We start from the raw sequence: 15,943 nt of genomic DNA on the forward strand, positions 1-15,943 counted from the left end.
GCCCTCGACGAGGAGCCCGGCCGGTGCGGGACTCAGAAGAGGGCGGTCATGAGGGCGCGGCGGGCCGGGCCGACCCGCGGGTCCTCGTCGCCCACGATGCCGAACAGCTCCACCAGGTGCTGCCGGGCGGCGTCGCGCTCCTCGCCCGCGGTGCGGCGGACGACGTCGAGCAGCCAGCCGAACGCGGCGTCGACGTCGCCGGTGCCGAGCAGGAAGTCCGCGGCGCGGGTCTGCGCGGCGATGTCGTCGGGCGCGGCCTCGGCGGCGGCCAGCGCATCCGGCCCGGCCTCCTCGGCCCGGCGGAAGAGCTGGACCTGACGCAGGGCCAGCCCGGCCACCGGGTGCTCCGGCTCGGTCTCCAGGATCGCCTGGTAGGCCGCCTCGGCGGCGGCCAGGTCACCCCGGTCCAAGGCGGCCTCGGCGGCGTCCAGCCGCGGGTCCTCCGGCTCCTGTGCCTCGTCCTCGCCCTCATCCTCGGCTGCGCCGGGCACCGTACCGCCGCTGGTGGCGGCCACGAGCTCGGTCACGAACTGCCGGGCCTGCTCCTCGGGGATGGCGCCGGTGAACTCGGCGACCAGCTGGCCCTGCCAGACGGCCTTGACCGCCGGGATGCCCTGGACCCGCAGGCCCTGGGCGAGCGCCGGGTTGGCATCGACGTCGACCTTGGCCAGCACCCAGGAACCGGCACCCTCGGCGGCGAGCCGCTCGAGCACCGGGGACAGCTGCTTGCACGGCCCGCACCACTCGGCCCACAGGTCCAGGACGACGGGGACCTGGAAGGAGCGGTCGAGGACCTCGCTCTGGAAGGTCGCCTCGGTGACGTCGACGACGGCGCTGCCGGGCGCACCGGCGGGCGCGGTGGCGCTCGGCGGCGGGGCGGCCGCGGCGCGGGCTGCCGCCTCGTTGCGTGCCTGGACAGCGGCGAGGTCGACCGCACCGGCCAGCGACGCCGCCATCTGGGCCTGCTGGGCAGCGGCCCGGGGATCGGTTCGAGCGGGACGGTTGGGCTGCATGACCTCGATCATCCCACTCGCCGGCGACGGCCCGCCCCGGGTCCGGGTCAGGCCGGTGACCAGACCCCCAACTCGTTGCCACTCGGGTCGGCGAAGTGGAACCGCCGGCCACCCGGGAAGTCGTAGGGCCCCTGGACGACGCGGCCCCCGGCGGCCTCCACCGCGGCGAGGGTGCGGTCGAGGTCGGCCGACCAGAGCAGCACCAGCGGGCCGCCCGGGCGGACCTCGGTGCCGACGGCCAGACCGCCCACCTCCGCTGCCGGGTCACCGGAGGGACCGCGGATGCCGGCGTAGGTGTCGCCGTAGGCGGTGAACTCCCAGCCGAAGGCATCGGCGTAGAAGCGCTGCGCCTCGACGAGGTCGAGGACGGTGAGCTCGACGTAGTCGATGGCGTGGTGACGGTGCCCGTGGTGAGGGTGCTCGGTGTGGTCTGCCATGCCGGGCATGCTGCCCGGCGGGTACGTCAGAACCGGGCGGCCTCGGTGTAGGTGCCCCACTCGGCGCGCAGCGCGTCGCAGATCTCGCCCAGCGTCGCCTCCGCCCGGGCGGCCGCCAGCATCGCCGGCACCATGTTCTCCTCGGTCCGGGCCACCTCGACCATCCGGGCGACGGCGGCGCGCGCCGCGGCGTCGTCCCGGCTCTGCCGCCGGCCGGCCAGCTCGGCCCGCTGGTCGGTCTCCACCTGGTGACTGACCCGGAGGATCTCCAGGTCGTCGGCGGCGGCGCCGGCGCCGGTCAGCGTGTTCACGCCGACGACCTTCTTCTCGCCCTTCTCCAGCGCCCGCTGGTACACGAACGCCGCCTCGGCGATCTCGCCGGTGAACCAGCCGTCCTCGATGCCGCGCAGGATGCCGGCGGTCATCGTGCCGTCGCTGCCCATCTCCCGGATCCGGGTGAACACCTCCTCCGCCTGCCGTTCCAGCTCGTCGGTCAGCGCCTCGACGTACCAGGAGCCACCGAGCGGGTCGGCCACGTTGAGCACCCCGGTCTCCTCGGCGATCACCTGCTGGGTGCGCAGCGCGATCTGGGCGGCCCGCGCGCTGGGGAGGGCGAGCACCTCGTCCAGGGCGTTGGTGTGCAGCGAGTTCGTCCCGCCGAGCACCGCGGCCAGCGCCTCGACCGCCGTCCGGACGATGTTGTTGTCCGGCTGCTGGGCGGTCAGTGAGACCCCAGCGGTCTGGGTGTGGAACCGCAGCTGCTGGGCCTTGTCGGTGCGGGCGCCGTAGACGTCGCGCAGCCAGCGGGCCCAGATCCGCCGGGCGGCCCGGAACTTGGCGATCTCCTCGAAGAAGTCGACGTGCGCGTCGAAGAAGAACGACAGGCCGGGGGCGAAGACGTCGACGTCCAGCCCGCGGGAGAGCCCCAGCTCGACGTAGGCGAAGCCGTCGGCCAGCGTGTAGGCCAGCTCCTGCGCGGCGGTCGAGCCGGCCTCCCGGATGTGGTAACCGGACACCGAGATCGGCTTGTAGGCCGGGATCTCCGCGGCGCAGTACTCCATCAGGTCGCCGATCAGCCGCAGGTGCGGCTCGGGGGCGAACAGCCACTCCTTCTGCGCGATGTACTCCTTGAAGATGTCGGTCTGCAGCGTGCCGTCGAGCTCCGCGATGTCCGCACCCTGACGCTCGGCCGCGACCAGGTACATGCAGAACACCGGGACGGCGGGGCCGCTGATCGTCATCGACGTCGTCGTCCGGTCCAGCGGGATGCCCTCGAAGAGCACGTCCATGTCCGCTGCGGAGTCGATCGCCACCCCGCAGTGCCCGACCTCACCCAGCGCCAGCGGGTCGTCGGAGTCCCGGCCCATGAGGGTGGGCATGTCGAAGGCGACCGAGAGCCCTCCCCCGCCCTCGGTCAGCAGCGACCGGAACCGCTCGTTGGTCTGCCGGGCGTTGCCGAAGCCGGCGAACTGGCGGATCGTCCAGGCCCGCCCGCGGTAGCCGGTGGCGTGCAGCCCGCGGGTGAACGGGAATTCGCCGGGCCAGCCGATCCGGTCGAAGCCGGGGACCGCGGCCTCGTCGGCCGGCCCGTAGGCGGGCTCCACCTCCAGCCCGGAGAGCGTGGTGAAGTCCGCGTCCCGCACCCGTCCGGCGGCCAGGGCCGCGTCGTAGCGCTGCTGCCACCGGCTGCGGGCCTCGTTGCCCGGCTGCTCCGTCATGCCCAGATGCTAGGACGTCCAACTACTTTGTGGCCACCCTCCGGGCGGGTCAGTCGTCGGCGACGTCCCCCGCGCCGAGCCGGACCTTCTTCAGCACGTCGAACAGCACGTCCAGCTCGGCGTCGGGCAGGTCGGCCAGCCCGAAGTCCTGGCCGGTCAGCGCCTCGGTCGCCCGCGGGACGACGTCCCGTCCGGCGTCGGTGATCGCGGCGAGCACCCCGCGGCCGTCGGCGGGGTTGGGCCGCCGCTCGACGTACCCGGCGGCCACCAGCCGCTCGATCGCGTTGGTGACGCTGGTCGGGTGCACCATCAACCGGCTGCCGATCACCTTCAGCGGCAGCTGCCCGGTGCGGGAGAAGGTCAGCAGCACCAGCACCTCGTACCGGGCGAAGGTGAGCCCGTGCGGCTTGAGCGCCTCGTCGAAGCGGGCCAGCAGGATCTGCTGCACCCGGAACACGCTCGTCGCCGCCCGCATCGAGGCGGCCGGGCCGAAGTGCTGCGCCCAGCTCTCGGCGGCGCGCTCGATCGGGTCGAACGGCAGGCCCAGCGGTCGCACCATGCCCGGGAGGCTAGTTCTCCGCCTCCGCAGCCACCCCCACCGCCGGCGGCGCCGGCGAGTGTCGAGCTGTCGACCTCTGTCGATGCATGGACACGTCGATGAGTCGACACTCGGCGCACGGCCGCGGCCGGCCTGTGGACGGCGGGCGGGGTCACCGCCCGGTTTCGGCCAGGCTCGCCCGGTGGTCGTACCCGCGCACCGTGCACCGGCGCTGCGTGGACGCGTCTTCCGCGGCACCGCGGCCGTCGGGGCGGGACTGCTCACCCGGCGGCAACTGGACAGCAGCGCCTGGCAGCGGCTCTTCCGCGACGTCTACGCGTGCGCCGACCTGACCGTCACGCACGAGCTCCGCGCCGTGGCCGCCGCGTCGGTCCTGCTGCCGGGCGCTGTCGTCACCGGAACCAGCGGCGCCGTCCTGTGGGGCCTGGCTTCAGCCGGCCCGGAGGACGACGTGGAGCTGACCGTGCCGCCCGCGACGCGGACCAGCGTGGTCAGCGGCGTGCGCGTGAGCCGCGCAGAACTCCGCCCCGGCGACGTCACCCGCCGGCGCGGTGTCCCGGTGACCACCCCGGAGCGGACCGCCCTGTCGCTGGGCGCCGATCGGCCGCTCGACCAAGCCGTGGTGCTCATCGATCAGTTCGCCGCCGCCGGCCTGCTCGACCTCGGCGTCGTCCGGGCGCTGGCTGCGGCGACCACCGGCCGAGGGTGCCGGCGGGCCCGGGCCGCTGCCGCGCTGGCCGACGGCCTGGCCGGCTCACCGCAGGAGACCCGACTGCGGTTGCTGCTGCATCGCGCTGAGCTGCCGACGCCGGTCGCCCAGCACTCTGTGTACGACGGGCGGGTGTTCGTGGCCCGGGTCGACTTCGCCTGGCCCGAGCAGCGGCTGGCGCTGGAGTACGACGGGCTCTGGCACGCCGAGCCCGGCCAGTTCGCCGCCGACCGTCGCCGGCTCAACCGGCTGCTCGCCGCCGGCTGGCGGGTCCTCTTCGTGACCGCGGCCGACCTGCACCGGCCCGATCAGCTGATCACCCGGATCGCGGCCGAACTCGTTCGCTGAGTGTCGACTCGTCGACCCCTCACGCGGGGGCGACAGGTCGACAACTCGACACTCGGGGCGAGCGCCGGGGTCAGGTGGGCGGGGCGGGGCGGAGCGGCGGGGCGTCCCGGATGCCGAAGACCTCGCGCAGGGCGACCCGGGCGGCGTTGTCGCCGCAGTGGCCGTGCACCGCGGGCCCGGGCGGGGTCGCCGAGGACGCCAGGTAGGTGCCGCGGACCGGGGTCTTGTAGGTGTTCCACCGCGGGACCGGCCGGGCCAGCATCTGCCGCAGCGACGCCTCGCCGTTGGAGATGTCCCCGCCCACGTCGTTGGGGTTCCAGTGCTCCATCTCCCCGGCGTGCATGGTGTGCCGGGCCAGGATCGTGTCCCGGAAGCCGGGGGCGAACCGCTCGACCTGCGCCTCGATCGCCTCGGTCATGTCGACGGTCGAGCCGTGCGGCACGTGCACGTAGGCCCAGAAGACGTGGCCACCCTCCGGCGCGCGGGAGGGGTCGACGACCGTGGGCTGGACGGCGAGCACGTAGGGCTTCTCGGAGACCCGCCCCGCGGCCGGCGCCGCCTCCCCGGCGATCGTCTCCTCCATCGTCCCGGCGACGTGCACCGTGCCGGCCCGACGGACGTCGGGGTCCGCCCACGGCACCGGCTCGGACAGCGCCCAGTCGACCTTGAAGACCCCGGGCCCGTGCTTGTACCGCTTCACCCAGCGCCGGTAGCCGTCGGGGACCTGGTTGCCGGCCATCGCCACGAACGCGCTGGGCGAGGTGTCCAGCAGCACGGCCGGGACGCCGTCGAACTCGCGCAGGTCGGTGACCTCGTGACCGGTCACGACCTCGCCACCCTGCTGCTCCAGCGCGGTGACCATCGCGTCGGCCAGCTGCTGGGAACCGCCCTCGATCAGCGGCCAGCCGTTGTGGTGGCTCATCATCCCCAGGAACATGCCCAGCGCCGCGGTCAGCGGGCGGCTGAGGTCGAGCATCCCGTGCGCGGCGGCGCCGGCGATCAGCGCCCGGGCCGCGTCGTCGTCGAAGTACCGGCGGGCCAGCCAGCCCACGCTGGGCAGCCCCTGCAGACCGAAGCCGGCGATCCCGGCGAACCCCTTGACCGGCGGGAGCCGCCGGAACGCCGAGGTCAGGAAGAAGTCGGTGATCTCGTCCGCCTGGCGCAGCAGCGGACCGAAGAGCTTCCGGTACCCGTCCCCGTCGCGGCCGAGCCCGGCCGCGGTCTGCTCCAGCGAGTGGTGCGAGAGCGCCGCGCGCCCACCGTCCAGCGGGTGGGCGAAGTTGATCTCCGGCTGCAGCAGCCGGACGCCGCGGGAGGCGAGGTCGAACTCCTGGAAGAACGGCGCTGTCGCGGCCATCGGGTGCACCGAGGCGCAGATGTCGTGCCGGTAGCCCGGCAGCGTCACCTCCTCGGTGCGCAGCCCACCGCCGGCCCGCTCGCCGCGTTCGACCACCCGCACCGACAGCCCGGCCGCGGCCAGCCGCAGCGCGCCCGCCAGCCCGTTCGGTCCGGCTCCGACGACGACGGCATCCGGGGTCCCGTTCACGCCGCCATCCTGCCCGCCGGCCCCTAGAGGTGCGCGATGAGCTGGTCGGCCGCGCGGTAGGGGTCGGTCTCCCCCGCCACCACCTGCTCGGCCAGCGCACCGAGCGCCGCGGAGCCGGAGACGTCGCCCATCCGCTCCCGCAGCCCGGCGACCGCGATCGCCTCGACCTCGCGGGCGGCGCGCTCGACCCGCCGCCGGCGCCCCTCCCCCGAGGAGTCCAGCCACTCGCCGTGCTCGGCGAGCCGGGCCAGGACGTCGTCGACCCCGTTGTCGGTGTCGCGGGAGGCGACCGTCTTCACGATCGGTGGGCGCCAGGCCCCCGCCTCGGTGTGCCGGCCGCCGAGGGAGAGCATCGCTCGCAGGTCGCGCACCGTCTGGTCGGCGCCGTCCCGGTCGGCCTTGTTGACGACGAAGACGTCGGCGACCTCGAGGATGCCGGCCTTGGCCGCCTGGATCCCGTCGCCCATCCCCGGCGCCAGCAGCACCAGCGTGGTGTCGGCGAGCGAGGCGACCTCCAGCTCGGACTGCCCCACCCCGACCGTCTCCACCAGGACGACGTCGCAGCCGGCGGCGTCGAGCACCCGCATCGCCTGCGGGGTGGCCCAGGCCAGCCCGCCGAGGTGGCCGCGGGAGGCCATCGAGCGGATGTAGACGCCGCTGTCCCCGGCGTGGTCCTGCATCCGCACGCGGTCACCGAGCAGCGCGCCGCCGGAGAACGGGGACGACGGGTCGACCGCCAGCACCCCGACCCGCTGGCCGGCCTGACGGAAGGCGCGCACGAGGGCGGTCGTGGTCGTGGACTTGCCCACCCCGGGCGGTCCGGTGAGCCCCAGGACCCGGGCCCGGCCGGTGTGCGGCGCCAGCGCGGCCGCGACCTCGCGCAGCAGCGGGCTGGCGTCCTCGACGAGGGAGATCAACCGGGCCACCGAGCGTGCGTCCCCCTCGCGGGCGCGGGAGACCAGGGTGCCGACGTCGGCCGCCCGCCGGCCCCGCCGCCCCGAGGGGACGACGGCGGCCGGCGCCTGGACTGCAGTGCCCTCCGGCTGCGAGGTCACGCCCGGGCGGGCACGTGCAGGACCAGCGCGTCGCCCTGGCCACCGCCGCCGCACAGCGCCGCGGCACCCACCCCGCCACCGCGGCGGCCGAGCTCCAGCACCAGGTGCAGCACGATCCGCGCGCCGCTCATCCCGACCGGGTGGCCCAGCGCGATGGCGCCCCCGTTGGGGTTGACCTTCTCCGGGTCGACCGCCAGCTCGCGGGTGGAGACGATGCCGACGGCGGCGAACGCCTCGTTGAGCTCGACCAGGTCCAGGTCGGCGGGGTCGATGCCCTCCCGCGCGCAGGCCTTGGCGATCGCCCGCGAGGGCTGGCTCTGCAGCGTCGCGTCCGGCCCGGCGACGACGCCGTGCGCGCCGATCTCGGCGAGCACCGTCAACCCCAGCTCCTCGGCCTTGGCCGCGGACATGACCACGACCGCGCAGGCGCCGTCGGAGATCTGCGAGGCGGTGGCGGCGGTGATCGTGCCGTCCTTCGAGAACGCCGGCTTCAGCCGGCCCAGGCTCTCCGCGGTGGTGTCCGGGCGGATGCCCTCGTCCTCGCGGAACTCGATCGGGTCGCCCTTGCGCTGCGGGATGAGGACCGGGGTGATCTCGTCGTCGAACAGGCCGTTCTTCTGCGCTGCGGCGGCCTTCTGGTGGCTGGCGGCGGCGAAGGCGTCCTGCTCCTCCCGGGTCAGCCCGTACCGGCTGTTGGCCTGCTCGGTGAGCGCGCCCATGGCGACCTGGTCGAAGGTGTCGGTGAGCCCGTCGTGGGCCATCGCGTCGACGAGCGTGGCGTCGCCGTACTTGACGCCGGTGCGCGAGGTGGGCAGCAGGTGCGGCGCCTGGGTCATCGACTCCATGCCGCCGGCGACCACGACGTCGAACTCACCGGCCCGGATCAGCTGGTCGGCCAGGGCGATCGCGTCCAGGCCGGAGAGGCAGACCTTGTTCAGCGTGAACGAGGGCACCGACATCGGGATGCCGCCGGCGACGGCCGCGGGCCGGGCCGGGTTCTGGCCGGCACCGGCCTGGATGACGTGGCCCATGATCACGTAGTCGACCTGGTCGCCGGTGATGCCGGCGCGCTCGAGCGCCGCCTTGATCGCGATGCCACCGAGGTCGGCGGCGGAGAAGTCCTTCAGCGAGCCGAGCAGGCGGCCCATCGGGGTACGAGCACCCCCGACGATGACGGAACGGGTGGATGCGGGCTGGCTCATCGAGGCTCCAGTGGCTCCCGGTCACCGCCGTTGGCGACCGTCTCGGCAGGGCACCGCGCAGTTCCTCGGGCAGTCCCTCGGGGCACCACGGGCTGCCGCCAGGATAGGGCTCACGCCGTCCGGCGGACCCAGGCCGGTGACCGCGGCCACCGATCGGGAGTGAACCCCGTCACAACCGGCTGCCGGTGGCCGAGCGGCGACGGCAGGATGCGCGGCATGACCTCCGCCGTGCCCGACGACGCGCACACCGGCCTGTTCACCACGATCGACCACGTCGGCATCGCCGTCCCCGACCTGGACGAGGCGATCGCCTTCTACGCGACGACCTTCGGCATCCACTCGGTCCACGAGGAGACCAACGAGGAGCAGGGCGTCCGCGAGGCGATGCTCGCGCTCGGCGACGGCGAGACGCGGGTCCAGCTGCTCGCGCCCCTGACCCCGGAGTCCACCATCGCGAGGTTCATCGGCCGCTCGGGCCCCGGCCTGCAGCAGCTGGCGTTCCGGGTCACCGACGTCGAGGCGGCGAGTGCTGCGCTGCGCGAGCGCGGCCTCCGGCTGCTCTACGACGAGCCCCGGCGTGGCACCTCGAACAGCCGGGTCAACTTCGTGCACCCCAAGGACGCCGGCGGGGTGCTGATCGAGCTGGTCGAACCGGCCCCCCACGGATGAGTTGCCTGGGTCACATCGCCTGGTCAACCGGAGATACTGGCCAGTAACCTCCGCGCCACCACTGCACCCTCCGAGCCAACGACGACCCGGGAGCGCACGCATGGACCAGATCAGGGACGCCATCCTCGCCGACGACCTCGACGCGATCGGAGGGCTCCCGACACCGGGGTCCTACCGCGCCGTGCTGGTCCGCAAGGACGAACAGGACATGTTCGAGGGCCTGGCCACCAAGGAGAAGGACCCCCGCAAGGCCTTGCACGTCGAGGAGGTGCCCACCCCGGAGATCGGGCCGGGCGAGGCGCTGATCGCGGTGATGGCCTCCTCGGTGAACTACAACACCGTCTGGACGTCGATCTTCGAACCGGTCTCGACCTTCGGCTTCCTCGCCCGCTACGGCCGGCTCAACGACCTGACCAAGAAGCACGACCTGCCCTACCACGTGGTCGGCTCGGACCTCTCCGGCGTCGTGGTCGCGGTCGGACCCGGGGTCAACAAGTGGAAGGCCGGCGACGAGGTCGTCGCCCACTGCCTGTCCGTCGAGCTCGAGGACCCGGCCGGCCACGACGACACGATGATGGACCCGCAGCAGCGGATCTGGGGCTTCGAGACCAACTTCGGCGGCCTGGCGGAGCTGTCCCTGGTCAAGAGCAACCAGCTGATGCCCAAGCCGGCGCACCTCACCTGGGAGGAGGCGGCCTGCCCGGGGCTGGTCAACTCGACCGCCTACCGGCAGCTGGTCAGCCACAACGGCGCGAACATGAAGCAGGGCGACGTCGTCCTGATCTGGGGCGCCTCCGGCGGGCTCGGCTCCTACGCCACCCAGATGGCGCTCAACGGCGGGGCCATCCCGGTGTGTGTCGTGAGCAGCCCGGAGAAGGCCGACATCGTCCGGTCGATGGGCGCCGAGCTGGTCATCGACCGGTCCGCCGAGCAGTACCGGTTCTGGAAGGACGAGGAGAACCAGGACCCCAGGGAGTGGCAGCGGCTGGGGGCGAAGATTCGCGAGCTGACCGGTGGGGACGACGCCGACATCGTCTTCGAGCACCCCGGCCGGGAGACCTTCGGCGCCAGCGTCTACGTCGCCAAGAAGGGCGGCACGATCGTCACCTGCGCCTCGACCAGCGGCTTCCTGCACACCTACGACAACCGCTACCTCTGGATGAACCTCAAGCGGATCGTCGGCTCCCACTTCGCCAACTACCGCGAGGCCTGGGAGGCCAACCGGCTGATCGACCGCGGCCTGATCCACCCGACGCTGTCGAAGACCTACGCCATGGACGACGTCGGCCAGGCCGCCTACGACGTCCACCGCAACCGGCACCAGGGCAAGGTCGGCGTGCTGACCCTCGCCCCGGAGGAAGGCCTGGGCGTGAAGGACCCGGCCAAGCGGGAGCGGCACCTGGCGGCGATCAACCGCTTCCGCGACATCTGAGGCAGCGGGGTCCTTCTGCTGGGTGCGGCCCTCGACACGCTGACCGCGGCACTGGATCAATGCGAGGATGAGGGCATGAGCGACCCCCGCGACGACGAGTTCGGTTTCCGCGACGGCGGCCCCACCTTCGACGTGGTGCGCAAGGGGTACGACCGCGACCAGGTCGCCGAGACGCTGGCCAGCCTGGACGCCGACCTGCGGGTGGCGCTGGCCGACCGGGACGCCGCCGTGTCCCGGTCGGCCGACCTCGCCCGCCAGCTGCAGGCGCTGCACGGCGAGGTCGAGTCGCTGCGGCGCCGGGCCGCCAGCGCCAGCGCGCCCACGTTCGAGAACATGGGCGAGCGCATCTCCAACATGCTGCAGCTCGCGCAGGACGAGGCGTCGGAGATCCGCCGCCAGGCCGAGGAGCAGGCCGCCCAGTTGCAGTCCGCCGTCGCCGCCGAGGCGGAGGCGATCCGGGAGCGGATCGCCGGCGAGGAGCGCGCCCTCGGGGAGCGCTCGGCCGCCAGCCGGGCCGAGGCCGAGCGCCTGGTCGCCGAAGCACGCCAGCACGCCGAGCAGATCGCCGCGGTCGCCCAGTCCCGCGCCGACGACCTGGTCACCAAGGCCCGGGAGCGGGTGGCCCAGTTGGACGCCGACTCCGTGGGCCGCCGCACCAAGGCCGAGCAGGACTTCGAGATCGCCCAGCGGGCCCGTCGCACCGAAGCCGCCCGGCTGGAGGAGGAGCGCGAGCAGTCCTCGATCGCCGCCGCCCAGCAGCGGATCGCCGAGGCCGACGAGCGGGCGCACCACACGCTCACCGAGGCCGAGGCGGCGGCGGCGGCGATCCGGAAGGTCCGGGACGACCTGACCCGCCGGCTGGCCGACGTGCGCACCCTGCTCGGCCGGCTGCCGGACCTCTCCGACCAGGAGCCGCAGGACGAGGAGCCACGACCGGCGGCTCCGGCCGAGTCGGTCCAGCAGGTCGAGTCGGCCCCGTCGCAGCCCACCGCGGCCGGGTCCGAGCAGGACGGGCCGTCCCAGCCCACCGAGGAGCAGCCCAGCGCGGAGGACAGCCCGGCCGCATCGGCCGCCCCGGAGGCGGAGACGGCCCAGACCCAGCCCACCGAGACCCAGGCCGTGCCGGTCCAGTCCGTCCAGACGCAGTCGGTCCCGGCCCAGTCGGTGCCCACGGCCGGTGCCCAGCAGCCGGCCCGGACGCCGGCACCGGCCCACCCGAGCCAGCAGCAGGCGCCCGCGGCAGAGCGGACGACGGTGGACCGGTCGACGGCGGAGCAGCCGGCGGCCGAGCGGGCACCGCAGCAGCGGCCCCAGTCCGGCGTGCGGCAGACGCCGCCGGTACCGCCCCGCGGTCCGGCGACGCGGGTCCAGCCGACCCCGGCCGTGCCGGCCGGCCAGGGCGGTCCGCCCCCCGCGAACCGGAGCTGACCGCAGCCACTGCTGCTCTCCGGCCCCGGTCGGCGCGCCCCGCAGGCACCGCGCGGGGTCGAGGCGGCCGATCAGCAGCGGAGAGGACCACCGTGTTCCGACTGTCGCGGACCGCGCTGTCCGCCGTGCTCGGCGTCGGCCTGTGCGCTCTCGGACTGCCGCTGGCCTCCGGGGCGGCGGCCGCACCCGCGGGTGACAGCGGCCCGGTGGACAGTGGCCTGGTGCGGATGGTCCACCTCTCCCCGGACACCCCCTCGGTCGACGCCACCATCGACGCGGTGTCCGAGGCGGACGTCGAGGTCGTGCTGCCCGCGGTGGGCTACGGCGACGTCTCGCCCTACCAGCGCGTGCCGGCGGGCACGTACACCGTCAGCGCCCGCGCGGCCGGGGCCGACCCGGGCAGTCCGCCGGTGCTGGCCACCACGGTCACCGTGGTCCCCGGGAGCGCGACCACGGTCGCCGGCGTGGGCCTCTTCGCCGACCTGGGCCTCGCCGTGCTCACCGACGACCTCACGCTGCCGCCGGCTGGTTCCGCCCGCGCCCGGGTCCTCAACGCCGCGCCGACCGGCTCCCCGCTGGACGTCACCCTGGCCGGTGGCACCGCACTCGCCACCGACCTGGCGTTCGCCGACTCGACCGACCCCGTCGACGTGCCCGGGGGCGCCGGCACGCTCGTCGTCACCGGCACCGACGGCACCTCCGACGAGCTGCCCGTCGACCTCGCTGCCGGGTCGGTCCAGACCGTGCTGGTCCTGGACCGCGAGGGTGGCGGGCTCACCGTGACGACCACGCTGGACGCCGCCGGCCCGGGCGTCGTGCCGGTCGGCGGGGTGGAGGCCGGCGGTGGTGGCACCGCAGCGCACGACGGGCTGCCGGTCGGCCGCACCGCGCTCGCCGCCCTCTCGTTCACCGTCCTGCTGCTGGCCGTCGGGGTGCGCCGGCCTCGCCGTGGGCACGTACCGCCGTCCCCGACGTCCTGACCGTCCGGCGATGACGACATCGACCGGCCGTCCCGGCCGGCGCGGGCGGGCGGGACTGCGGGCGGGACTGCTCGTGGTGGCCCTCGTCGCCGGCGGTGCGGCACTCGCGGACCATCTGGACGACGCCGTGCCCGCCACCGCGGTCGCCTCCCCGCCCGGGCCGGTGGTCCTCGGCTCCGCCACGGCGGTGCCGGCGGAGCGGACCGTCCCGGCCCCGGTCGGGCTGCGCATCGCCGCGATCGGTGTGGACACCGACCTCGTCCCGATCGGGGTCGACGACGCCGGCGCCCTGCTGCCCCCGGCGGACGTCCAGCAGGTGGGCTGGTTCGCCGCCGGCCCGGCCCCCGGCGAGGTGGGGCCGGCGGTGCTGGCCGGGCACGTCGACGACCACACCGGCCCCGGGGTGTTCGCCCGGCTGGCGGAGCTCGGACCGGGTGACCAGGTGGTCGTCACCGGCGGCGACGGCCGACCGGTGACGTTCACCGTGACCCGGGTGGCCGCCCACCCCAAGGACGACTTCCCCACCGACGAGGTCTACGGGCCGACGACCGGCGCCGAGCTCCGGCTGATCACCTGCGGCGGCAGCTTCGACCACGGCCGCCGCAGCTACACCGACAACGTCGTCGTCCACGCATCCGCAGGATGATGGAACGGCCACCCTTCAGGGACCCACCCTGAGCCTGCGAAGGGTGGGGGAAAGGGTGGTCCTTCCTCAGCGGCGGCGGCCGCGGGCCCGCCAGCAGACGGTGTGCCAGTGCCGTCGCCAGTCGGCGGCGGAGTCGGTGTCCCACGGGTCCAGGTCGGAGTCCCGGGCGTAGGCCGGCCAGGTGACCACGTGCGGGGTCCGTGGCGGGATGAGCTGGTCACACCCCGGGCAGCGGTAGCTCTTGTCGCTGCCGGCCCCGGTGAGCGGCCGCACCACCCAGTCCCCGTCGGAGGCCTCCTCGACCGGCTGCCGGGCCGCCATCGACCCACGCCCCGGCTGCGCGGACCGGGCGCGTCCCGGACCACGCCGCGAGCCACCTCGGCGGGGCACCGGCTACCGGTTCGCGTGGTCGCGGAAGCCGCGCCCGGCCTTGCGGCCCAGGTAGCCGGCGGTCACCAGGTGCTCGAGCAGCGGTGCGGGGGCGAACCCGGGCTCGCGGAACTCGGTGTACAGCTCGCGCTCGATCGCCAGGGCGACGTCCAGCCCGACGACGTCCAGCAGCTCGAAGGGGCCCATCGGGTAGCCGCAGCCGACCTTCATCGCCGCGTCGATGTCGTCGGCGGTCGCGTAGTGCGCCTCCAGCATCTTCACCGCGTCGTTGAGGTACGGGAACAGCAGCGCGTTGACGACGAACCCGGCGCGGTCGGTGCAGGAGACCGCGTGCTTGCCCACCTGCGCGCAGAGCGCGTGCGCGGTGGCGGCCACGTCGGGCGCGGTGGCGATCGTGGAGACGACCTCGACCAGCTTCATCACCGGCGCGGGGTTGAAGAAGTGCAGGCCCACGACGTCCCCGGGGCGCTCACTGGCCTTCGCGCACTCGATGACCGGCAGGCTGGACGTGGTGGTGGCCAGCACCGCCCCGGGCTTGGCGATCTCCCCCAGCGCGGCGAACAGCGCCTGCTTGACGCCCAGGTGCTCGACCACGGCCTCGATGACCAGGTCGGCACCGGCGAGGTCGTCGAGCTGGGCGGAGCCGGTGACCCGGGCGAGGGCGGCGTCCCGCTCGGCCTCGTCGAGCCGGCCGCGGGCGACCTGCTTGTCCAGCGACCGGGTCAGCGCGTGCTGCACGGCCTCGACCTTGTCCAGGGTGCGGGCGACGAAGGTGACGTCGTAGCCGCCCTTGGCGACCACCTCGACGATCCCGACGGCCATCGTCCCGGAGCCCACGACGCCGACGCTGCGGATCGGGCGGGCTCCCTCGGCGGCGCCGCCGGTGGCCGGCGTCGCGGCGTCCGGGACGACCTCGGCGGAGTCGCGGCCGGCGTAGGTGTAGAAGCCGCGGCCGCTCTTCCGGCCCAGCAGCCCGGCGGTCATCATCTGCTTGATGATCGGCGCCGGGGCGTGCAGCCGGTTGCGCGACTGCTGGTACATCGTCACGAGGATCTCGTAGGCGGTGTCGATCCCGATCAGGTCCATCAGCGCCAGCGGGCCCATCGGCAGGCCGCAGCCCAGGCGCATCGCGGCGTCGATGTCCTCCCGGCTGGCGTAGCGGTTCTCGAACATCGAGACGGCGTGGTTGAGGTAGCCGAACAGCAGGGCGTTGGCGATGAAGCCCGCCTTGTCGCCGATCGTCACGTCGATCTTGCCCAGCCGCGCGGCCAGCGCCTCGACGTCCTCGACCACCGAGGGCTCGGTGACCACGGTGCGCACGATCTCGACCAGCTTCATCACCGGCGCCGGGTTGAAGAAGTGCATCCCGATGACCTTGCCGGGGCGGCCGGTGGTGACCGACAGCTCGGTGACCGACAGGCTGGAGGTGTTGGTCGCCAGGATGGTGTCCGGCGGGCAGATCGCGTCCAGCTTGGAGAACAGCTGGGCCTTGAGCTCCATCCGCTCCGGGATGGCCTCGACGACCAGCTCGGCGACGGCGAGGTCCTCCATCGCGGTGGTGAACCGGATCCGGGACAGGATGGCGTCGCGCTCGCCGGGCTCCAGCTTCCCGCGGGCGACGGCCTTGCCGGTGGACTGCTCGACGTGCGCCCGCCCACGGTCCAGGGCCTCGTCGGTCACCTCGACCGCCGTCACCGACAACCCGGCCCGGGCGAGCACCTCGGCGATGCCGGCACCCATCGTGCCCAGCCCCACCACGCCGACCTCGGTCAGTTCTCTGGCCACGCTGCCATCCCTCCGCCGTCCGGTGA

At 74.2% G+C, this 15,943-nt stretch carries 15 protein-coding genes; 6 read left to right on the forward strand and 9 right to left on the reverse strand.

Going from position 1 to position 15,943, the window contains the following annotated elements:
* Window positions 1–32: 32 nt before the first annotated feature.
* The 4 genes from O2V63_RS17430 to O2V63_RS17445 are packed head-to-tail and all read right to left on the reverse strand — an operon-like array spanning window position 33 to window position 3,727.
* Window positions 33–1,013 (reverse strand): tetratricopeptide repeat protein, encoded by a 981-nt coding sequence (locus tag O2V63_RS17430; RefSeq protein WP_269168799.1) that lies wholly within the window; start codon window positions 1,011–1,013, stop codon window positions 33–35.
* Window positions 1,014–1,060: 47 nt separating this feature from the next.
* Window positions 1,061–1,450, reverse strand: coding sequence for a VOC family protein (locus O2V63_RS17435; protein ID WP_269168800.1), 390 nt, complete (start codon window positions 1,448–1,450; stop codon window positions 1,061–1,063).
* 26 nt (window positions 1,451–1,476) lie between these two features.
* Window positions 1,477–3,168 carry an acyl-CoA mutase large subunit family protein gene (locus O2V63_RS17440; RefSeq protein WP_269168801.1) on the reverse strand — a complete coding sequence of 564 codons (1,692 nt, stop codon included), beginning with the start codon at window positions 3,166–3,168 and terminating at the stop codon, window positions 1,477–1,479.
* A 49-nt stretch (window positions 3,169–3,217) separates the two neighbouring features.
* Entirely contained in the window at window positions 3,218–3,727 is a 510-nt protein-coding gene (locus O2V63_RS17445) for a MarR family winged helix-turn-helix transcriptional regulator (protein WP_269168802.1), read from the reverse strand.
* Between the two features lie 181 nt (window positions 3,728–3,908).
* On the opposite strand from O2V63_RS17445, the gene O2V63_RS17450 reads away from it, so the two are divergent.
* On the forward strand, window positions 3,909–4,784 hold the full coding sequence (locus O2V63_RS17450) for a hypothetical protein (protein WP_269168803.1): 876 nt from the start codon (window positions 3,909–3,911) through the stop codon (window positions 4,782–4,784).
* Window positions 4,785–4,854: 70 nt separating this feature from the next.
* On the opposite strand, the gene O2V63_RS17455 is transcribed toward O2V63_RS17450, so the two are convergent.
* Genes O2V63_RS17455 through O2V63_RS17465 form a run of 3 tightly spaced genes read right to left on the reverse strand, consistent with a single transcriptional unit; the run spans window position 4,855 to window position 8,587 of the window.
* On the reverse strand, window positions 4,855–6,330 hold the full coding sequence (locus O2V63_RS17455) for a phytoene desaturase family protein (RefSeq protein ID WP_269168804.1): 1,476 nt from the start codon (window positions 6,328–6,330) through the stop codon (window positions 4,855–4,857).
* Between the two features lie 23 nt (window positions 6,331–6,353).
* On the reverse strand, window positions 6,354–7,385 hold the full coding sequence (gene meaB / locus O2V63_RS17460) for a methylmalonyl Co-A mutase-associated GTPase MeaB (RefSeq protein WP_269168805.1): 1,032 nt from the start codon (window positions 7,383–7,385) through the stop codon (window positions 6,354–6,356).
* Window positions 7,382–8,587 (reverse strand): acetyl-CoA C-acetyltransferase, encoded by a 1,206-nt coding sequence (locus O2V63_RS17465; protein ID WP_269168806.1) that lies wholly within the window; start codon window positions 8,585–8,587, stop codon window positions 7,382–7,384. Before O2V63_RS17465 ends, meaB begins: the two co-directional genes overlap by 4 nt.
* A 216-nt stretch (window positions 8,588–8,803) precedes the next feature.
* On the opposite strand from O2V63_RS17465, the gene mce reads away from it, so the two are divergent.
* The 5 genes from mce (at window position 8,804) to O2V63_RS17490 (ending at window position 13,742) form a co-directional block, all read left to right on the forward strand.
* On the forward strand, window positions 8,804–9,256 hold the full coding sequence (mce, locus tag O2V63_RS17470) for a methylmalonyl-CoA epimerase (RefSeq protein ID WP_269168807.1): 453 nt from the start codon (window positions 8,804–8,806) through the stop codon (window positions 9,254–9,256).
* A 100-nt stretch (window positions 9,257–9,356) separates the two neighbouring features.
* The gene (gene ccrA, locus O2V63_RS17475) at window positions 9,357–10,688 is read left to right on the forward strand and encodes a crotonyl-CoA carboxylase/reductase (RefSeq protein WP_269168808.1); all 1,332 of its coding nucleotides are present in this window, start codon (window positions 9,357–9,359) and stop codon (window positions 10,686–10,688) included.
* Window positions 10,689–10,763: 75 nt separating this feature from the next.
* Window positions 10,764–12,116 carry a hypothetical protein gene (locus O2V63_RS17480; RefSeq protein WP_269168809.1) on the forward strand — a complete coding sequence of 451 codons (1,353 nt, stop codon included), beginning with the start codon at window positions 10,764–10,766 and terminating at the stop codon, window positions 12,114–12,116.
* A gap of 92 nt (window positions 12,117–12,208) precedes the next feature.
* Window positions 12,209–13,096 (forward strand): DUF4397 domain-containing protein, encoded by an 888-nt coding sequence (locus O2V63_RS17485; RefSeq protein WP_269168810.1) that lies wholly within the window; start codon window positions 12,209–12,211, stop codon window positions 13,094–13,096.
* A gap of 10 nt (window positions 13,097–13,106) precedes the next feature.
* Window positions 13,107–13,742 (forward strand): class F sortase, encoded by a 636-nt coding sequence (locus O2V63_RS17490; RefSeq protein ID WP_269168811.1) that lies wholly within the window; start codon window positions 13,107–13,109, stop codon window positions 13,740–13,742.
* Window positions 13,743–13,808: 66 nt separating this feature from the next.
* Here the strand turns inward: O2V63_RS17490 and O2V63_RS17495 are convergent, their stop codons facing one another.
* Both O2V63_RS17495 and O2V63_RS17500 read right to left on the reverse strand, forming a co-directional pair.
* Window positions 13,809–14,063 carry a hypothetical protein gene (locus tag O2V63_RS17495; RefSeq protein ID WP_229682095.1) on the reverse strand — a complete coding sequence of 85 codons (255 nt, stop codon included), beginning with the start codon at window positions 14,061–14,063 and terminating at the stop codon, window positions 13,809–13,811.
* Between the two features lie 72 nt (window positions 14,064–14,135).
* A complete protein-coding gene (locus tag O2V63_RS17500; RefSeq protein WP_269168812.1) occupies window positions 14,136–15,917 on the reverse strand; it encodes a 3-hydroxyacyl-CoA dehydrogenase family protein in 1,782 nt (593 codons plus the stop codon).
* Between the last annotated feature and the right edge of the window lie 26 nt (window positions 15,918–15,943).

It is taken from the genome of Modestobacter sp. VKM Ac-2977, from assembly GCF_026968045.1.
In the GTDB taxonomy this organism is placed as follows: domain Bacteria; phylum Actinomycetota; class Actinomycetes; order Mycobacteriales; family Geodermatophilaceae; genus Modestobacter.

Excerpts from the sequence above, each read along its gene's own strand:
- O2V63_RS17480 (WP_269168809.1), top strand. The coding sequence starts at position 10,764 with ATGAGCGACCCCCGCGACGACGAGTTCGGTTTCCGCGACGGCGGCCCC.
- O2V63_RS17490 (WP_269168811.1), top strand. The coding sequence starts at position 13,107 with ATGACGACATCGACCGGCCGTCCCGGCCGGCGCGGGCGGGCGGGACTG.
- O2V63_RS17465 (WP_269168806.1), bottom strand. The coding sequence starts at position 8,587 with ATGAGCCAGCCCGCATCCACCCGTTCCGTCATCGTCGGGGGTGCTCGT.
- ccrA (WP_269168808.1), top strand. The coding sequence starts at position 9,357 with ATGGACCAGATCAGGGACGCCATCCTCGCCGACGACCTCGACGCGATC.
- O2V63_RS17445 (WP_269168802.1), bottom strand. The coding sequence starts at position 3,727 with ATGGTGCGACCGCTGGGCCTGCCGTTCGACCCGATCGAGCGCGCCGCC.
- O2V63_RS17495 (WP_229682095.1), bottom strand. The coding sequence starts at position 14,063 with ATGGCGGCCCGGCAGCCGGTCGAGGAGGCCTCCGACGGGGACTGGGTG.
- O2V63_RS17430 (WP_269168799.1), bottom strand. The coding sequence starts at position 1,013 with ATGCAGCCCAACCGTCCCGCTCGAACCGATCCCCGGGCCGCTGCCCAG.
- O2V63_RS17440 (WP_269168801.1), bottom strand. The coding sequence starts at position 3,168 with ATGACGGAGCAGCCGGGCAACGAGGCCCGCAGCCGGTGGCAGCAGCGC.
- mce (WP_269168807.1), top strand. The coding sequence starts at position 8,804 with ATGACCTCCGCCGTGCCCGACGACGCGCACACCGGCCTGTTCACCACG.
- O2V63_RS17435 (WP_269168800.1), bottom strand. The coding sequence starts at position 1,450 with ATGGCAGACCACACCGAGCACCCTCACCACGGGCACCGTCACCACGCC.